Source organism: Dinoroseobacter shibae DFL 12 = DSM 16493, from assembly GCF_000018145.1.
GTDB lineage: Bacteria > Pseudomonadota > Alphaproteobacteria > Rhodobacterales > Rhodobacteraceae > Dinoroseobacter > Dinoroseobacter shibae.
Genome location: NC_009952.1, coordinates 2,549,347 through 2,565,316 on the forward strand (window position 1 = coordinate 2,549,347; position 15,970 = coordinate 2,565,316).

Consider the following 15,970-nt stretch of genomic DNA (forward strand, 5'->3'; position numbering starts at 1 on the left):
ATTTTGCCAAGGATTTTACTTAAAATCCTTGGCCCAGCGAGACCGTTATGCGAATAGGCCGTCGCTCAGGAATGCTCCTCGGCGGCGGTTTCGGCCAGCGCCCGGTTCAGCGCCTTCAGCGCATCGACCTGAAAGAGCGCGCCCCACAGCTCGGGCGGCTCCCCCTCGCCGCCCAGGCTGACCACGGGGATGAAATCATGATTGGCCCGCTCGAAGGCGGGCATGGCCGTCTCGAGACTGGCGGTGCCGTCCAGATAGACCCCGTCCCCGATCAGGTCCCAACATCGCGCCTCGGGCGCGGCCCGGGGGTGGCTGGTGGGCCGCATGATCTTGGCCACCCGCACGGTACCGAGCAGATAGGCTTGCGGCCCCGCGGCGAGATGGACATTGCGCCGCTCCAGCTGTGTCAGGAAGAACGACCGGTCCACCACCCGGCTCGCCAGCGCGGTGGAGAGCGACACCGCCACCATCACCGCCAGCCCGGTCTGCCAGTCGCCGGTCAGCTCGAACACGATCAGGGTCGTCGAGATCGGCGCGCCCAGCACCGCGGCGGCCACCGCCCCCATCCCCGCCAGCGCGTAGAGCGCTTCGGAGCCTGACACATCGGGGAAGACGCCCGTGGCGATCATCCCGAAGGCCAGCCCCGTCAGCGCGCCGACCATGAGCGAGGGCGAGAAGATGCCGCCCCCCATGCGCCCGCCGATGGTGATCGCCACCGCGACCACCTTGAGGATGGCGAACACGATCGCCTCGTGCAGCAGCAGTTGCGAGGTCAGGGCGTTGGTCGTGGTCTCGTAGCCGACCCCGATGATATGCGGGAACCAGATCGCCAGCAGCCCCAGCAGCACCCCCGCGAAAGCCGGGCGCAGGTAGCGCGGAAGGCCGGTGACCTTCTGCAGGTGGTTGGCGAAATCCTCGGTCCAGAACACCGATTTCATCAAGACGATGGCGACCAGGCCGCAGACGAGCCCCAGCAGCAGGAAGGCCGGCAGTTCGACATAGAACGCCAGCGCGTTGGCCTCGGGCAGAGAAAACTCGGTCACGTCGCCGAATTCCAGCCGGTTGATCACCGTCCCGGCGGCCGAGGCGATGACGATGGGCGCGAAGGCGTGGACCGCGAAATGGCGCAGCACCACCTCCAGCGCGAAGAGCGCCCCGGCGATGGGGGCGTTGAACGAGGCCGACACGGCGGCGGCAACCGCACAGCCGAGCAGGTCGCGCCCGGTGATCCCGTCGGCATGGATGCGGTTGCTCACCCAGCTGGAGATCACGGCGGCCAGGTGGACCACCGGCCCCTCGCGCCCGGACGACCCGCCGGTGGACAGGGTGATCCAGGAGGCGACCGCCGAGGCGATGCCCGCGCGCTTCTCGACCCGGCCCTCGTAGAGCGCGGAGCCCTCGATCACATCCGCGACCGACCGCACCCGCCCGTCATCGGTGAAAAAATGCAGGATCAGCCCCACCACCAGCCCGCCCAGCGTCGGCACGATCACCAGCCAGTACCAGGGCAGGCCCGCCGCGTGGTCGATCACCGCGCGCACATCCTCGTGGCCGTAGGCCATTGTCTGGAGCCAGTGAATCCCCTTGCGGAAGATCAGCGCCGCAAAGCCCGCCGCGATGCCCACGGCCAGCGCGATGAACCAGAACTGGATCTGGCTGGGGCCCTGGCGGCGGATCGTGACGGAGGCGCGCGCAAGCGCGCTGCGCCATGCACCCAGCTGCTGAGCAAAGAAGCCTTGGGGCGGGTTCGACATGAAAAGCGGCGGTCCTTGCGCCGGATCAACGGGTTACAATTCTGTTACGCTACGCTCCCGCGCCGCCAAACCCAAGGGGACGCGGGGCCGCGCCCCCCGGGTGCGGGCGATTTGTTTCGGGCTTGCAACGATCTTTGCGCGGTCCCGGGGCACCGTTGCGCGTCAGGCAACGTCCAGCAGGGCGCGCGCCGCGGCCCGGGCCGCGTCCGTGACCACGTCGCCGGACATCATCCGGGCGATCTCGTCCACGCGGTCCGGCGGGGCGAGCGGGACGACCCGGGACAGGGTCACATCCGCCTGCACGGTTTTCTCCACCCGCCAGTGGTGAGCCCCGAGCGCCGCGACCTGGGGCGAATGGGTGACGACCAGCACCTGCCCCGCCTCGGCCAGGGATTGCAGCCGCCGTCCCACCGCGTCGGCGGTGGCCCCGCCCACGCCCCGGTCGATCTCGTCAAAGATCAGGGTCAGCCCCTCGGTCCCGGCGGTCAGGCAGACCTTCAGCGCCAGCAGGAATCGCGACAGCTCCCCGCCCGAGGCGATCTTGTTGAGCGCCCCGGCGGGCGCGCCGGGGTTGGTGGCCACGCGGAAGGTCACCTGGTCGGCCCCGTCCGGGCCGGGGGCGGCGGGCGTGATCTCGGTGCCGAAGACCGCGCGCTCCATCTTCAGGGGGGCGAGCTCGTCGGCCATGGCGGCGTCGAGCCGCCCGGCCGCCGCGCGGCGCGCCGCGGTCAGGGCCCCGGCGGCGGCGGCATAGGCGGCCTCGGCCTCGGCAAGGGCCTGCTCCAGCCCCTGCAGCCGGTCGGCACCGGCATCGAGCGTGTTCAGCCGCGCGCGCAGAGTGTCGGCAAACCCGCCGAGATCGTCGGCGGCCACCCCGTGCTTGCGCGCCAGCCCGCGCAGGGCGAAGAGCCGCTCCTCGGTCCGCTCCAGCTCCAGCGGATCGACGCCCAGACCGTCGAGCGCGCGCTCTGTGCCGTCGGAGGCCTCGCCCAGCTCCACCAGCGCGCGCGACAACGCCCCGATGGGCGCGTCCAGCGCTCCGTCCGCCTCTGCCGCGACGCCTTCGAGCCAGCGGGTCGCATCCACCACGAGGGATTCCGCCCCGCCATCGGGCGCGATCAGTGCCTGCAGGGCGCGGGCCACGTCGGCGCGGATCTTCTCGGCGGCCTGCATCCGGCGGCGGGCGATGTCGAGCTCGGCTTCCTCGCCGGGCTGGGGGTCGAGCGCATCCAGCTCGCCCACCGCATGGCGCAGGAATTCCTCGTCCGCGGCGACAGCGGCGACCTCGGCCCGGGCGGTCTCCAGCGCGCTCTGGGCCGCGGCCCGGGCGCGCCAGGCCGATGCCACCTCGCGCCGCAACCGGTCATGACCGCCGAAATCATCCAGCAACGCCCGGTGCCCCTTGGGGTCGAGCAGCCCGCGATCGTCCTGCTGGCCGTGCAACTCGACCAGCACATCCGACAGGGCCCGCAGGACCGTGCCCGAACAGGCGCGGTCGTTCACATAGGCCGATTTGCGCCCCTCGCCCGTGTTCACCCGGCGCAGGATCAGCTCGCCCTCGGGGTCCGGAAAGCCCGCCGCGCGCAGCACGGCGAAGGCGGGATGGTCCGGGGCCAGGTCGAACACCGCCGTCACCTCCCCCTGGGCGGCGCCCTGGCGCACCAGGTCTGCGCGCCCGCGCCAGCCCAGCACGAAACCGAGCGCGTCGAGCAGGATCGACTTGCCCGCGCCGGTCTCGCCTGTCAGCACATTGAGCCCGGCCCGGAAATCCAGAACCAGATGGTCGATGATCAGGATGTCGCGAATGTCGAGCCGCGCCAGCATCCCCTGCCCCTCTATACGCCCATACACCTCTAGATGATGTGGCGCGTTTCCCCGCCCCACGCAAGCCCTGCCATGCCGCGCGGCAAACTCAGAGCCAGGTGCCGCGCACCATCTGGCGGTAGATCGTGCTGAGCCAACCGGTTTCCTGCGCGTCCGGGGACAATCCGCGCTCGGTCAGCAACCGGAAGCTGTCCTCGTACCAATCGGTGGCCTGGTAGTTGAAGCCGAGGATCGCGCCGGCGGTCTGCGCCTCCCCCTCCAGCCCGAGCGACAGGTAGGCCTCCACCAGCCGGTGCAGCGCCTCGGGGGTGTGGGTCGTGGTCTGGAAATCCTCCACCACCACGCGGAAGCGGTTGATGGCGGCGGCGTAATGGCCGCGCTTGAGGTAATAGCGCCCGATCTCCATCTCCTTGGCGGCGAGATGGTTGAAGGCGAGGTCGAATTTCAGGATCGAGGACTTGGCATAGCTGCTCTCGGGATAGACCTCGATCACCGTGCGCAGGGCCTGCAATGCCTGGAAGGTCAAGCCCTGGTCGCGGCCCACATCGTCGATCTGGTCATAATAGCTGAGCGCCAGAAGGTATTGCGCATAGGCCGCGTCCTCATCGGCCGGGTAGAAATCGAGATAGCGCTGTGCCGCGGCACGGCTGCTCTCGTATTCGCGGTTCCGGTGATAGGTGAAGGCCTGCATGATCAGCGCGCGCTTTGCGAATTCGGAGAACGGATAAAGCCGCTCGACCTCGCCGAAATAACGCGCGGCCTCGTCGAGATTGTTGGCCTGCAATTCGAACTCGGCGCGGTTGAAGATCACGTCCGGGGGCGATTCCTCCAGGGCGGGGAATTCGGGTTGCTGGCTGCCGCAGGCGGCCAGGATCACGGCCAGCCCCAGCGCCAGCATCCGGTTACGGAGGGTCCCCACGCGCGTCATCATGTCCCCGGTCTTGTCTGCACACGGCCGGATCCCATGACCCGCCCGGGCGGTGTTTAGCACGTTTGCCGGAAGTTAAAAACGGAGATTGCGCCGCGGCCTCAGGCCACCAGGCGCAGGTCCGTGCGATGCAGGCCCGAGCCCGGCAGGCGCGCGGCCATGGCGCGGCTGCAGGTCTCGACCACATAGCTGCTCGGGTCCGCGAAAAGCGCCCGCAGGAGCGTGTTGGTCATGGTGTGGCCGGCCCGTTCGCCGGTGTAGCGCCCGAAGATCGGCGCGCCGGCCAACGCCAGGTCGCCCACCGCGTCGAGCATCTTGTGGCGGACCGCCTCGTCCGGGTGGCGGAAGCCGCCGGGGCTGAGCACGCGCGCGCCGTCGACCACGACCGCGTTGTCATAGGTGCCGCCGAGGGCGAGGCCCTGGGCATGCATCGCGTCCACGTCCGACTGGCGGCAGAAGGTGCGGCTGTCGCACAGCTCCCGCACGAAGGTGCCGTTGGCCATGGACAGGCGCTTGGACTGGTCGCCGATGGCGCTGTCGACGAAATCGATGTGAAAGCGCAGCTCGAAACCGGGCGCCGGGTCGAGCCGGGCCATGGCAAGGCCATCGCGGACCTCGACCGGTTTGAGGATGCGCAGCAGGCGGCTCGGCTCGGACAGATCGCGGATGCCCGCGGCGAGGAAGCCTGCGACAAACTCGGCGGAGCTGCCGTCGAGGATCGGTACTTCGGGGCCGTTCAACTCGATCAGCGCATTGTAGATGCCGCAGCCCGACAGGGCGGCCATCACATGCTCCACGGTGGAGACGGTCATGCCCGCGTCGTTGCGCAGCTTGGTGCAGAGCGGTGTGCGGTCTACCTGGTCCCAGCGCGCGGCGACGAAATTGTCGCCCGCCAGCACATCGGTGCGCTTGAACCAGATCCCGTATTCTGCCGAGGCCGGGTGTACGACCATGCGTACGGGTGCGCCGCTATGGAGCCCTACGCCTTCGAAGACGACCTTGGATTTGAGCGTTTTCTGCACGTCACCACCTCATATACGCGACGGTTTTCCCGCCGTTATGAGGGTATTAAGTCAGCAATCGCGATGATCTCAACTCAATCTTTGCAACGGTGTGAAACATAGAAAATCGGGCTCGGCGGAACTTCGCCTGATTCAGGGGGGTCTGTGGGCAACCTTTTGTTATCAGGCACAAAAAAGCCGCCCTGAGGCGGCTTCCCTGTGCATTTTTCGTGACCAAACCTAGTTGGCCTGACGCCGCAGGAAGGCGGGGATCTCGACCTTTTCGTGGTCCGGGTCGACCATTTGCGGTTCGCTCACGGGGCTGGGGCGGCGGGCCTGCGGGCTGGCCGCGTGGCCGTGATCGGCCGCCTGGCCGGTCATGCGGTTGATCAGGGAATTGATCCCGAAGCCGCGTTTTTCCGCCCCCTCCCCCGGGTCTGCCGGCGCGCGCGACGGCGCGGCCCCGACCGATTTGGTGGAGTTCACCGCCGTGCGCAGGCGCGCGAGGGTCTCGGGGGTCGGCGTGCCGGGCTTGCGCGGCTGGGGGGCGACGAACTCGGACGCGGGCGAGCCCGGCTCGAACCCGTTGGGGTCATAGGCATCGGGCTGGGCGCGGAAGGTTTCGACCTTCCGGCTCTCGGCGGTGGCGAAGAGATCCTCCTCGACCGGCTCCTCGGCGGGGGCGCGCTGCGCGACCTCCTGGAGGCGGGAGGGGGCCTCTTGCGGCTCCGGCGCGGCCTCGACCGCGGCGACCTCGGGCTGATAGACCGGCTCCGGCGTCTCGTCGGCCGGCTCGGCCGCGAAGCTCGATGCCGGGGTGAGCGGCTCGGACATCCGGCGGCGCGGCGTCGGCACGTCCTGCTGGGCCTCGACGGCGTCGATCCCCGTGGCCACCACGGAGACGCGCATCGCCCCTTCCATGGAGGTGTCGAGCGTCGAGCCGACGATGATGTTGGCTTCCGGGTCCACCTCTTCGCGGATCCGGTTCGCGGCCTCGTCCAGCTCGAACAGGGTCAGGTCGTAGCCGCCGGTGATGTTGATCAGGACGCCCTTGGCGCCACGCAGGCTGATCTCGTCCAGCAGCGGGTTGGCGATCGCCTTCTCCGCGGCCTGGGTCGCGCGATCCTCGCCAGTGGCCTCGCCGGTGCCCATCATCGCCTTGCCCATCTCGTCCATCACGGCGCGCACATCCGCGAAGTCGAGGTTGATGAGACCCGGCTGCACCATCAGGTCGGTCACCCCCTTGACGCCCTGGTAGAGCACGTCATCGGCCATCGAGAACGCCTCGGTGAAGGTCGTCTTCTCATTGGCCAACCGGAACAGGTTCTGGTTGGGGATGATGATCAGGGTATCGACCACCTTTTGCAGGATCTCGACGCCTTCCTCGGCCTGGCGCATCCGCTTGGCGCCTTCGAACTGGAAGGGTTTGGTGACCACGCCGACGGTCAGAACACCCAGCTCCCGCGCCGCCTGCGCGATGATCGGGGCAGCACCCGTGCCGGTGCCGCCGCCCATGCCCGCGGTGATGAAGCACATATGCGCGCCCGCGAGGTGATCGACGATTTCCTCGATGCTCTCTTCGGCGGCGGCCGCGCCCACGCTGGGCCGCGCACCGGCGCCAAGCCCTTCGGTCACTTTCGCGCCGATCTGGATTTTGGCCGGGGCGTTGGAGCCCTGCAGCGCCTGGCTGTCGGTGTTCGCAATGACGAATTCCACGCCATCGAGCTGCTTGTCGATCATGTTGTCCACGGCGTTTCCGCCGGCGCCGCCGACACCGAAGACGGTGATCCGGGGCTTGAGTTCGTTATGCTCTGGCATGGTGAGGTTCAATGTCATGAAAAGGGTCCGCCTGCTCTTGGTTATCGCCGCAGGGTTAAGGGCGCGTTAACCCCATCCGCGACTGTATTAGCCCCGGATATTAGACGCTCGCGGCCTTTGCGTCACCCAAAAACAACGCTTCAGACACAAAATCTGCGCGTAATCTTGCAATTTTCCGCTGAGTCTCGGTGGCGGCGCAAGCTGTTGCGGTCGGGCGCGCTCATGCATCTAGGCGGACGCACTCGGTCACGAATGGCCCGGCCCTGCCGCGCGGATATCGCGGCGTATTCTCAGTGTTTGCGGGTGACTGCTCGGCCCCCCGGCGCGTCGTGGTTCGACGTCTGCGATCAGGATACGCCAAAAGCCCCGCGGCGTCACGCGTTCGACGCGGAAAAACGCCGCGGTGGGCGGATTTTTTGCGCGATTCGACGGGGCGCGCGGCCTACCAGTTGTCGCGCACCCAGCGGACCGCGCGCTTGAGTGATCGGGCCGGGTAGCGGTCATGGGGCATCTCGAAATCCCACCATTCGTCCTGGGGATGTGCGGCATGCAGGCACAGCCCCACCACCGAAGCGAATTCCGGCCCCGAGGTCGATTGCGGCAACCCGCGCACCCGCAGGGGTCGGCCCACGCGCACCTGGGGCCCGAGTATCTTGGCCGCCAATCCGTCGAGGCCCTGCAACTGGCTGCCGCCGCCGGTGAGCACGATCTGCTGGCTGGGCAGCTGGTCGAACCCCGCCCCCACCAGCCGGTCGCGCACGTCTTCGAGGATCTCCTCCACCCGGGGGCGGATGATCCCGATCAGCTCCGACCGGCTGACCGTGCGACGGTCATGTTCCCAATCGCCGGTCTCGGAGGTGATCTCTATCTGCTCGCGGTCATCCATGCCCGTGGCCAGAACCCCGCCATAGATCGTCTTGATCCGCTCGGCGAAGGCGTGCGGCACGGACAGGCCCTTGGAGATGTCGGAGGTGATGTGATCGCCGCCCAGGCGCACGCTGTCGGCATAGATCATGTGTTTCTTGAGAAAGATCGACACGCCGGAGCTGCCCGCGCCCAGGTCGATGCAGGCGGCGCCCAATTCGCGCTCGTCCTCGACCAGGGCCGAGACGCCGGAGACATAGGAGGACGACGCCAGGCCCGCGAGTTCGAGATCGCAGCGCTTGACCGCATAGAGAAGGTTCTGGATCGCGGTCTGCTGCACGGTCAGGACATGCATGTCCGCCACCAGCCGCTTGCCGATCTGGCCGCGCGGGTCGTTCAGGCCCGACCGATGATCCAGCGCGAAATTCACCGGCTGGGCATGGAGCACCTCGCGCCCCTCGCCGAAATCGGGCAGGTCGCAGCGCGCCAGCACCTGGGCGATGTCCTGCTCGGACACGGCCTCGCCCGCGACCTCCACCTGCCCCGACACCCCGTAGGAACGCGGCTCGGCGCCGGAGAAACTGGCGATGACGTGATCGACCCGGACCTGCGCCATTTTCTGGGCACCTTGCAGGGCGGTGCGGATCGCGCGCTCGGCCTCCACCATGCCGTCGATCTCGCCGAAGCGGATGCCGCGCGACCGGGTCGCGGCGGCGCCGATCACCCGGAACCGGGACTGGCCCGCCATGGTGCCCACGCCGTCGGCCTCATGCTCGGGCGCGGGGCCGTCGAATTTCAGCACCAGGCAGGCCACCTTGTTCGTGCCGATGTCCAACACGGCCACCACCCCGCGCTGCATCGCGGCCTGCCGCATGTTCCGCATGGCCCGCTGGGCCGAATAAAGGTCCTTCATCATTCGATCCTGTCGTTGGTGAGACCACGAATGGTCCAGAGCGCATCGAGCGCATCGGGGTTGAGCCGCACGGTCGGGCGGTCCGGAAGCCGCATGTCGACCACGGAAATGTCGCGCGCAAAGAGGTCTTCGGCCTGGTCAAGCTCGATCACCCGGGCGAGGGCCAGTTCGGCCTCCCGCTCGGGCAGCAGGATGCGCTGGCCCTCGGTCAGCACCACGTCCCAGCGCCGCTCGCCCATCCGTTGCAGACCGATGATCCGCGGGGCGAGCTCTTCGGCCACCTCCAGCAGGCGCAGCGCCTCGGCCACCGCCCGGTTGCCGCCCGGGCCCGCCACCAGCGGCAGGGCGGCATGGGCCGCGCGGGATTCGATGGGCCCGACCCGGTGACCCTCGGCATCGAGGATCTCCAGCGTCTGGCGGGTCTGCCAGACCACCGCCGGCGTGCGTTCGACGATCTCGATGGCGAGGATGCCCGCGGCCTGGATCGACAGGTCGACCTCGGCCACCGCGTCAAGCTCGCCGATGATCCGGTCCATCGCCTCGAGGTCCAGCGCGAAGGAGCTGACGGGGAAGTCGATGGGCACCACCTCGTGGATGTCCTCGATCAGTTCGGTGGAGGCGCCGGAGACCGACATGGCGTTGACCATGAATTCCGGGCGCTGCTCGATCTGGGTGCGCAGGGCGATGGTCTGGGCCACCAGCTCGTCGCGCAACTCCTGGTTCTGCAGCAGCCAGCCCACCCCGAAGGCCAGGACGAAGGCGGGCAGGCCGACCCGGATCAGCGCATGAAAAAGCGGCGTGAGCAGCAACCGCTGCACCCGGTAGCTGAGCCGCGAGGGCGCGGGGTCGGGGCGCGCCTGCGCGGTGCGGCGCCGGAAGCTCAACGGTCGCATGAGGCGTCCTCCACGATCCAGCGGCAGAGCGCGCCGAAGCCCAGCCCCACATGCTGCGCCTGTTCGGGGGTCAGGGAGGTGGGCGTCATCCCCGGCTGGGTGTTGGTCTCCAGCAGGGCCAGCCCATCGAGGCTGCGGCGCGGATCCCAGCGGAAATCGGTGCGCGAGATCCCGCGGCAGCCGAGTACCCGGTGCGCGGTCTCGGCATGGGCCATGCAGGCGTCGTAGACATCCCCGGGCACCTCGGCCGGCAATACATGGCGCGACCCGCCGGGGACGTATTTCGCGTCGTAATCGTACCAGCCCTCGGTCACGATATCGGTGACACAGAGCGCGCGGTCCCCCTGCACGGTCACGGTCAGCTCCCGCCCGGGCACGAAGGCCTCCACCATCAGCGTGTCGGGCAGGTCGTCCGCCAGCTCCGGCGCGGCCTCCGCCCCCTCGGGCACCAGGTACACCCCGACGGACGAGCCCTCATTATAGGGTTTGATCACGTAAGGCGGCGGCATCACGTGGCGCGCGGCGATCTGCGCCCTGGTGAAAAGCCCGCTCGTGGCGATCGGCAGCCCGGCCGCCGCATAGGCGGCCTTGGTGCGTTCCTTGTCCATCGCCAGGGCCGAGGCCAGCACGCCCGAATGGGTATAGGGGATGCGCAGCCATTCCAGCAGGCCCTGCACGCAGCCATCCTCCCCCCAGCGGCCATGGAGCGCGTTGAACACCACGTCCGGGCGCAGATCTTCGAGCCGCGCGGCCAGGTCCGGACCCGCATCGAGGTCGATCACCTCGAACCCCTCTGCCCGGAGCGCAGCCCCGCATTCGCGTCCCGACGACAGGGACACGGCGCGTTCCGACGAGGTACCGCCCATCATCATGGCCACCTTGGGGGATGCCTTGCTCGACACGTCCCGCCTCATGTTTTCTCCGGGACTCTTTCGGACCCGGTTGCTGCTCGGTCCCCGGCCCGTCTGACGCAGGCGATTATGCGGGGGGCGTCCGCCCGGGCTGGCCGATGCGGATCACTTCCCAGTGTAGCGAATGGCCCGTGGCTTGGAAAACCTTTTTTCGCACTTCCTCGCCGAGGGATTCCAGCTCGGCGGCAGTGGCGCCCCCGGTATTGACGAGGAAGTTCGGATGCTTGGGCGACATCTGCGCCGCGCCGCGCATGGCACCGCGCATTCCCGCCGCGTCGATCACCGCCCAGGCCTTGGCCTCGTGGGTGTCGTCCGCGCGCCCGGTGGAGCTGAACCCGGCCGGGTTGCGGAAGGTCGACCCGGCGGTGCGGTCTTTGGTGGGCTGTGTCGCCTCGCGCTTGGCCAGCTGGTCGGCCATGCGCGCCTCCAGCGCCTCCGGCGCGCCCGGCGGGCCTTCCATCACCACCTCCGTGATCACCGTGCCCGGGGGCAGATCGCTCTGCCGGTAGCGGAAATTCAGGTCCTCGCGCGTCAGGGTGATCGCCTCCCCCGCCCGGGTGAGCGCGGTGGCCTCGACGAAGACATCCGCCATGTAGGTGCCGTAGCAGCCCGCGTTCATCGCCACGGCCCCGCCGATCGTGCCCGGAATGGTGCGCAGGAAGGTCAGGTCCACCCCCGCGGCGGCCGCCTTGCGCGCGACATGGGCATCGAGCGCGGCCGCCCCGGCCCGCACCCGGGTGCCGTCGATCCGGATCCCGTTGAACCCCCGGCCCAGCCGGATCACCGCCGCGCGCAGCCCGCCGTCGCGCACGATCAGGTTGGACCCCACCCCCATCACGAAAACGGGCCGCGCGAGGTCCGCGCGCAGGAAAGCCGCGAGGTCGTCGGCATCCGCAGGCTGGAAAAACAGGTCCGCAGGCCCGCCCACGCGCAGCCATGTCAGGTCCGCCAATGGGCGGTTCTCGGTCAGCGTGCCGCGCAGGTCGGTCACTTGCCCGCCCCCGTCAGCCGCGCCCGCAGCCAGCCCATGGCATACCGCACCGGCCAGCGCAGGACCGACACCGCCGCCACCGCCGCGCCGAGCAGATACCAAGGGCCCAGTTGCGCCCAGATATAGCCCAGCAGGGGGACCAGCAACGCCATCAAGACGAACGCCCCGCGCCAGTGATACCGGCTCGGCAGGACCGCGATCACCGCCGCGACCAGGATCCAGACGCAGAACAGGGTCAGGGACAGGGGAAATGTGGTGGGCATGGCAAACCTCCGCGCCCGCCTGCCCTAGCGCAGGCAGGCCGCGCGGGCAACATCACCCCATGCGCGCGGGCAGGTTATGCGCCCAGGTCGAGATCGTCCCGGCCCCGAGGCAGACCACGATATCGCCCGGCTTGGCCTCGGCCCGGATCAGCGCCTCCAGCGCATCCTCGTCGGGCACCGCGACCGCGTGGCGATGGCCATGGGCGATCAGCCCCTTGACCAGATCGTCGCGGGAGGCGCCCGGGATCGGGTCTTCGCCGGCGGCGAAAATGTCGGAGATGCCGACCACATCCGCCTCGTTGAAGCAGGTGCAGAAATCCTCGAACAGGCTCGCGAGCCGGGAAAACCGGTGCGGCTGGTGCACGGCGATCACCCGGCCCTCGCTGGCCTGGCGCGCGGCCTTGAGCACGGCGGCGATCTCCACCGGGTGGTGGCCGTAATCGTCGATGATGGTGACACCGCCCAGCTCGGCGACCTTTGTGAAGCGGCGGTTGACGCCCGCGAACCCGGCCAGGGCCGCGCGGATCTCGTCGCGCTTCATGCCCAGGTGCCGGGCCACGGCAACGGCGGCCAGCGCGTTGGAGACGTTGTGATCGCCCGGCATCGGCAGGGTGCAGCCCGAGATCACCTGCCCCTCGTTGCGCAGCAGGATGTCGAAATGGGCGACGCCGGACTTGTAGGTCAGGTTGACCGCGCGCACATCGGCTTGGGTGTTGAAGCCGAAGGTCACGACGCGGCGGTCGGTGATCCGCCCGACCAGCGCCTGCACCTCCGGGTGGTCGGTGCAGCAGACCGCCAGCCCGTAGAACGGAATGTTCGATACGAACTCGTGAAACCCGTCCTTGAGCCGCTCGAAGCTGCCCCAATGTTCCATATGTTCAGGATCGATATTCGTGACCACCGCAATGGTCGCGGGCAGACGGTTGAAGGTGCCGTCGCTCTCGTCGGCCTCCACCACCATCCACTCGCCCGCCCCGGCGCGCGCGTTGGAGTCGTAGGCATGGATGATCCCGCCATTGATCACCGTGGGGTCGATCCCGCCCCGGTCGAGCAGCGTGGCGACCATCGTGGTGGTGGTCGTCTTGCCATGGGTGCCCGCGATGGCGATGTTCGATTTCAGCCGCATCAGCTCCGCCAGCATCTCGGCCCGGCGCACCACCGGCAGGCCGCGGGCGCGGGCGGTCTCAAGCTCCGGGTTGCCCGGCTTGATCGCCGAGGAGATCACCACGACCTCCGCATCGGCCAGGTTCTCGCCCACCTGCCCGATGAAGATCTTCGCGCCCAGCCGCTCCAGCCTTTCGGTGATCTTCGACGGTTTCAGGTCCGAGCCCTGCACCGTGTAGCCATGGGTCAGCAGCACTTCGGCGATGCCCGACATGCCGATCCCGCCGATGCCGGTGAAGTGGATCGGCCCGAGCTGGGTGGGAAGTTTCGTGGCGGCGTTCATGACGAAGCTGTCTTTCATATGGCGTGTCTCTGCGGTTGGCGCCCTCAGGCGGCGACATGGGTTGGGGGCGCTGCGAGGTGATCGACCAGGTCCACCAACCGGTCCGTGGCGTTCGGATGCCCGATGCGCAGCGCGGCATGGGCCATCTGCACCGCCCCGTCGGGATTGTCGAGGATCAGCGCGATCTGCTCGGCGAGTGTTGCGGGATCGAGCTTGGATTCCGGGATCAGGATCGCGGCCCCGGCCTCCACCAGCCCGCGGGCATTGGCGGTCTGGTGATCCGCCGCCGCCGCGGCATAGGGCACGAGGATCGAGGGCCGCCCGATCACCGTCAGGTCCGCCACCGTCGAGGCCCCGGAGCGGGAGATGACCAGCTGCGCCTCGGACATCCGTTTGGGCACGTCGTGGAAGAACGTCTGCACCTCGGCCCGGATCCCGGCGGCGTCATAGGCGGCGACGACCCGGTCGAGGTCCTCGGCCCGGGCCTGATGGGCCACGCGGATACGGTCGCGCAGGGGGGCGGCCAGCCCCGCCACGGCGGTCGGCACCACGTCCGACAGGATCCGCGCGCCCTGGCTGCCGCCCAGCACCAGCAGGCTCAGGGGCCAGTCGCCGGGGGGAATATAGGGGGCACCCGCCCGCTCCAGGATGGCGTTGCGCACCGGGTTGCCCGTGGGCGCACCCTGGACCCCTTCGGGCAGGGTCGTGGGCCAGGTGCCGCAGGCGATGGCGTGCACATGCTTGGCAAAGAGCTGGTTGACCCGGCCCAGCACGCCGTTCTGTTCGTGGATCATCCGCGGCAGGCGCAACAGGGTCGCCGCCGCCATGGCCGGGATCGCCGGGTAGCCGCCGAACCCCACCACCATCGCAGGCCGGTCGCGCAGCATGTCCAGCAGCGCCGAGGCGACCCCGGCGGCGATCTTCACCGGCACCACCACCTTGGCCAACGCTCCGCCGCGCGCGAAGGTGGCCGAGGATTTCTCGACGATCTCGACCACATGGGGGAAGCCACCGGTATAGCGCGCGCCCCGCGCATCGGTCACCAGCTTCACCCGCCAGCCCTTGCGCAGCATCGCTTCGGCCAGCGCTTGCGCGGGGAACATATGCCCGCCCGTGCCGCCCGCTGCGATCACCAGAAGTGGTGCCGTGCCCATACCCTATCTTCCCCGCTTGATCAGAACGTCTTCGATCTGCCCCTGCGGGCGGCTGCGCGTAAAGGCCAAAAGACAGCCCAGCGCGATGCCCGTCGCAATGAGCGAGGATCCGCCATAACTGACCAGCGGCAGGGTCATGCCCTTGGCCGGCAGCATCCGGACCGCGACGCCCATGTTGATGATGGCCTGGGCGGCAAAGAGCAGCACCAGACCCGTGCCCGCAAGCCGCGCGAAAGGGTCGCGTTCCTTCATCAGGCGCCACAGGCTGCGCAGCACGATAGTGGCATAAAGCGCAATGATAACAAGGACCAGAAGGACGCCGTATTCCTCGGCCGCCACGGCGATGATGAAGTCGGTATGCGCGTCGGGGAGCACCCATTTCACTTGCCCCTCGCCCACGCCGACGCCGAAGAACCCGCCCTCGCGGATCGCGTTGGTGGCGTAGCCGAGCTGCGTCGTCGGGTCGACTTCGGTGGACAGGAAGCCGTCGATCCGGCGGGCGAAATGCTCCGACGCGTTATAAGCCACGACGCCCGCGAGCCCCACCATGCCCACCAGCGCCACGACCAGCAGCATCGAGGCCCCGGCCACGAAATACATCGCCGCCCAGCCGAACAGGATCAGGCAGGCCTGGCCGAAATCGGGCTGGATCACCAGGAAGGCCACCACGATGAGCGCCACGGCGAGCGACAGGCTCCGCCCTGGGGGGCCGTTGATCTCCTGCGCGGCGGCGAGCAGCCAGGCGCACAGGATGATGAAGGCGGGCTTGAGGAATTCCGACGGCTGCACGCTGGCAAATCCCAAGGAATACCAGCGGGTTGCCCCCTTGCCGAAGTCGGTTCCGAACAGCGGAAGGAAGGCCAGCGCCAGGAAGGTCGCCACGAACAGGAGCACCCCCATCCGGCGGATCATCCGCGGGTCGCCGAGCGACAGAATCCCCATCACGCCCAGCGCCATGGTGCCGAAAATCAGCTGCCGTTCGACATAGTGAAACGGCTGCAACCCGTTGCGCGTGGCAAGCGGCGGAGAGGCCGCGAGACCGAGCAGGAGCCCGATCGCGAAGAGCCCGAGGATCGCCAGGAGGCTCACCTTGTCCACGGTCCGCCACCACCGGGGGAGCACCGGCTCCCGCGCGCCGGACCGGACGGTGCCATACACCATCTCTGTCATCGAAATACCGCCTATGCCTCAGTCAAACGCCCGGTTTTC

The 15,970-nt window shown here is 68.7% G+C and carries 13 protein-coding genes; all 13 read right to left on the minus strand.

What is annotated here, in order from left to right:
* Positions 1 to 65: 65 nt before the first annotated feature.
* On the minus strand, positions 66 to 1,754 hold the full coding sequence (locus tag DSHI_RS12275; RefSeq protein WP_012179077.1) for a chloride channel protein: 1,689 nt from the start codon (positions 1,752 to 1,754) through the stop codon (positions 66 to 68).
* Positions 1,755 to 1,916: 162 nt separating this feature from the next.
* The gene (gene recN, locus DSHI_RS12280; protein ID WP_012179078.1) at positions 1,917 to 3,578 is read right to left on the minus strand and encodes a DNA repair protein RecN; all 1,662 of its coding nucleotides are present in this window, start codon (positions 3,576 to 3,578) and stop codon (positions 1,917 to 1,919) included.
* Positions 3,579 to 3,666: 88 nt separating this feature from the next.
* Positions 3,667 to 4,506 carry an outer membrane protein assembly factor BamD gene (locus DSHI_RS12285; RefSeq protein WP_012179079.1) on the minus strand — a complete coding sequence of 280 codons (840 nt, stop codon included), beginning with the start codon at positions 4,504 to 4,506 and terminating at the stop codon, positions 3,667 to 3,669.
* Positions 4,507 to 4,607: 101 nt separating this feature from the next.
* The gene (lpxC, locus tag DSHI_RS12290) at positions 4,608 to 5,528 is read right to left on the minus strand and encodes a UDP-3-O-acyl-N-acetylglucosamine deacetylase (protein ID WP_012179080.1); all 921 of its coding nucleotides are present in this window, start codon (positions 5,526 to 5,528) and stop codon (positions 4,608 to 4,610) included.
* A gap of 219 nt (positions 5,529 to 5,747) precedes the next feature.
* Positions 5,748 to 7,343 (minus strand): cell division protein FtsZ, encoded by a 1,596-nt coding sequence (gene ftsZ, locus DSHI_RS12295; RefSeq protein ID WP_012179081.1) that lies wholly within the window; start codon positions 7,341 to 7,343, stop codon positions 5,748 to 5,750.
* 424 nt (positions 7,344 to 7,767) lie between these two features.
* Positions 7,768 to 9,102: a cell division protein FtsA gene (gene ftsA / locus DSHI_RS12300; protein WP_044027856.1), complete on the minus strand. Its 1,335-nt coding sequence runs from the start codon at positions 9,100 to 9,102 to the stop codon at positions 7,768 to 7,770.
* Positions 9,102 to 9,995 carry a cell division protein FtsQ/DivIB gene (locus tag DSHI_RS12305; RefSeq protein WP_012179083.1) on the minus strand — a complete coding sequence of 298 codons (894 nt, stop codon included), beginning with the start codon at positions 9,993 to 9,995 and terminating at the stop codon, positions 9,102 to 9,104. The genes ftsA and DSHI_RS12305 overlap by 1 nt, the downstream gene beginning before the upstream one ends.
* Positions 9,983 to 10,909, minus strand: a complete 927-nt coding sequence (locus DSHI_RS12310) for a D-alanine--D-alanine ligase (RefSeq protein WP_012179084.1) — start codon at positions 10,907 to 10,909, stop codon at positions 9,983 to 9,985. Before DSHI_RS12310 ends, DSHI_RS12305 begins: the two co-directional genes overlap by 13 nt.
* 64 nt (positions 10,910 to 10,973) lie before the next feature.
* On the minus strand, positions 10,974 to 11,897 hold the full coding sequence (murB, locus tag DSHI_RS12315; protein ID WP_012179085.1) for a UDP-N-acetylmuramate dehydrogenase: 924 nt from the start codon (positions 11,895 to 11,897) through the stop codon (positions 10,974 to 10,976).
* Positions 11,894 to 12,160 (minus strand): DUF2484 family protein, encoded by a 267-nt coding sequence (locus DSHI_RS12320; protein WP_012179086.1) that lies wholly within the window; start codon positions 12,158 to 12,160, stop codon positions 11,894 to 11,896. The genes murB and DSHI_RS12320 overlap by 4 nt, the downstream gene beginning before the upstream one ends.
* 52 nt (positions 12,161 to 12,212) lie before the next feature.
* Positions 12,213 to 13,625: a UDP-N-acetylmuramate--L-alanine ligase gene (murC, locus tag DSHI_RS12325; RefSeq protein WP_012179087.1), complete on the minus strand. Its 1,413-nt coding sequence runs from the start codon at positions 13,623 to 13,625 to the stop codon at positions 12,213 to 12,215.
* Positions 13,626 to 13,651: 26 nt separating this feature from the next.
* Positions 13,652 to 14,761 (minus strand): UDP-N-acetylglucosamine--N-acetylmuramyl-(pentapeptide) pyrophosphoryl-undecaprenol N-acetylglucosamine transferase, encoded by a 1,110-nt coding sequence (locus DSHI_RS12330; protein WP_012179088.1) that lies wholly within the window; start codon positions 14,759 to 14,761, stop codon positions 13,652 to 13,654.
* A gap of 3 nt (positions 14,762 to 14,764) precedes the next feature.
* Positions 14,765 to 15,931 carry a peptidoglycan glycosyltransferase FtsW gene (locus DSHI_RS12335; RefSeq protein WP_012179089.1) on the minus strand — a complete coding sequence of 389 codons (1,167 nt, stop codon included), beginning with the start codon at positions 15,929 to 15,931 and terminating at the stop codon, positions 14,765 to 14,767.
* Between the last annotated feature and the right edge of the window lie 39 nt (positions 15,932 to 15,970).

Bases quoted from the DNA above. Each gene is read 5' to 3' on its own strand.
- DSHI_RS12275 (WP_012179077.1), bottom strand. From the start codon at position 1,754: ATGTCGAACCCGCCCCAAGGCTTCTTTGCTCAGCAGCTGGGTGCATGG.
- recN (WP_012179078.1), bottom strand. From the start codon at position 3,578: ATGCTGGCGCGGCTCGACATTCGCGACATCCTGATCATCGACCATCTG.
- DSHI_RS12285 (WP_012179079.1), bottom strand. From the start codon at position 4,506: ATGACGCGCGTGGGGACCCTCCGTAACCGGATGCTGGCGCTGGGGCTG.
- ftsZ (WP_012179081.1), bottom strand. From the start codon at position 7,343: ATGACATTGAACCTCACCATGCCAGAGCATAACGAACTCAAGCCCCGG.
- ftsA (WP_044027856.1), bottom strand. From the start codon at position 9,102: ATGAAGGACCTTTATTCGGCCCAGCGGGCCATGCGGAACATGCGGCAG.
- DSHI_RS12305 (WP_012179083.1), bottom strand. From the start codon at position 9,995: ATGCGACCGTTGAGCTTCCGGCGCCGCACCGCGCAGGCGCGCCCCGAC.
- DSHI_RS12310 (WP_012179084.1), bottom strand. From the start codon at position 10,909: ATGAGGCGGGACGTGTCGAGCAAGGCATCCCCCAAGGTGGCCATGATG.
- DSHI_RS12320 (WP_012179086.1), bottom strand. From the start codon at position 12,160: ATGCCCACCACATTTCCCCTGTCCCTGACCCTGTTCTGCGTCTGGATC.
- murC (WP_012179087.1), bottom strand. From the start codon at position 13,625: ATGAAAGACAGCTTCGTCATGAACGCCGCCACGAAACTTCCCACCCAG.
- DSHI_RS12330 (WP_012179088.1), bottom strand. From the start codon at position 14,761: ATGGGCACGGCACCACTTCTGGTGATCGCAGCGGGCGGCACGGGCGGG.
- DSHI_RS12335 (WP_012179089.1), bottom strand. From the start codon at position 15,931: ATGACAGAGATGGTGTATGGCACCGTCCGGTCCGGCGCGCGGGAGCCG.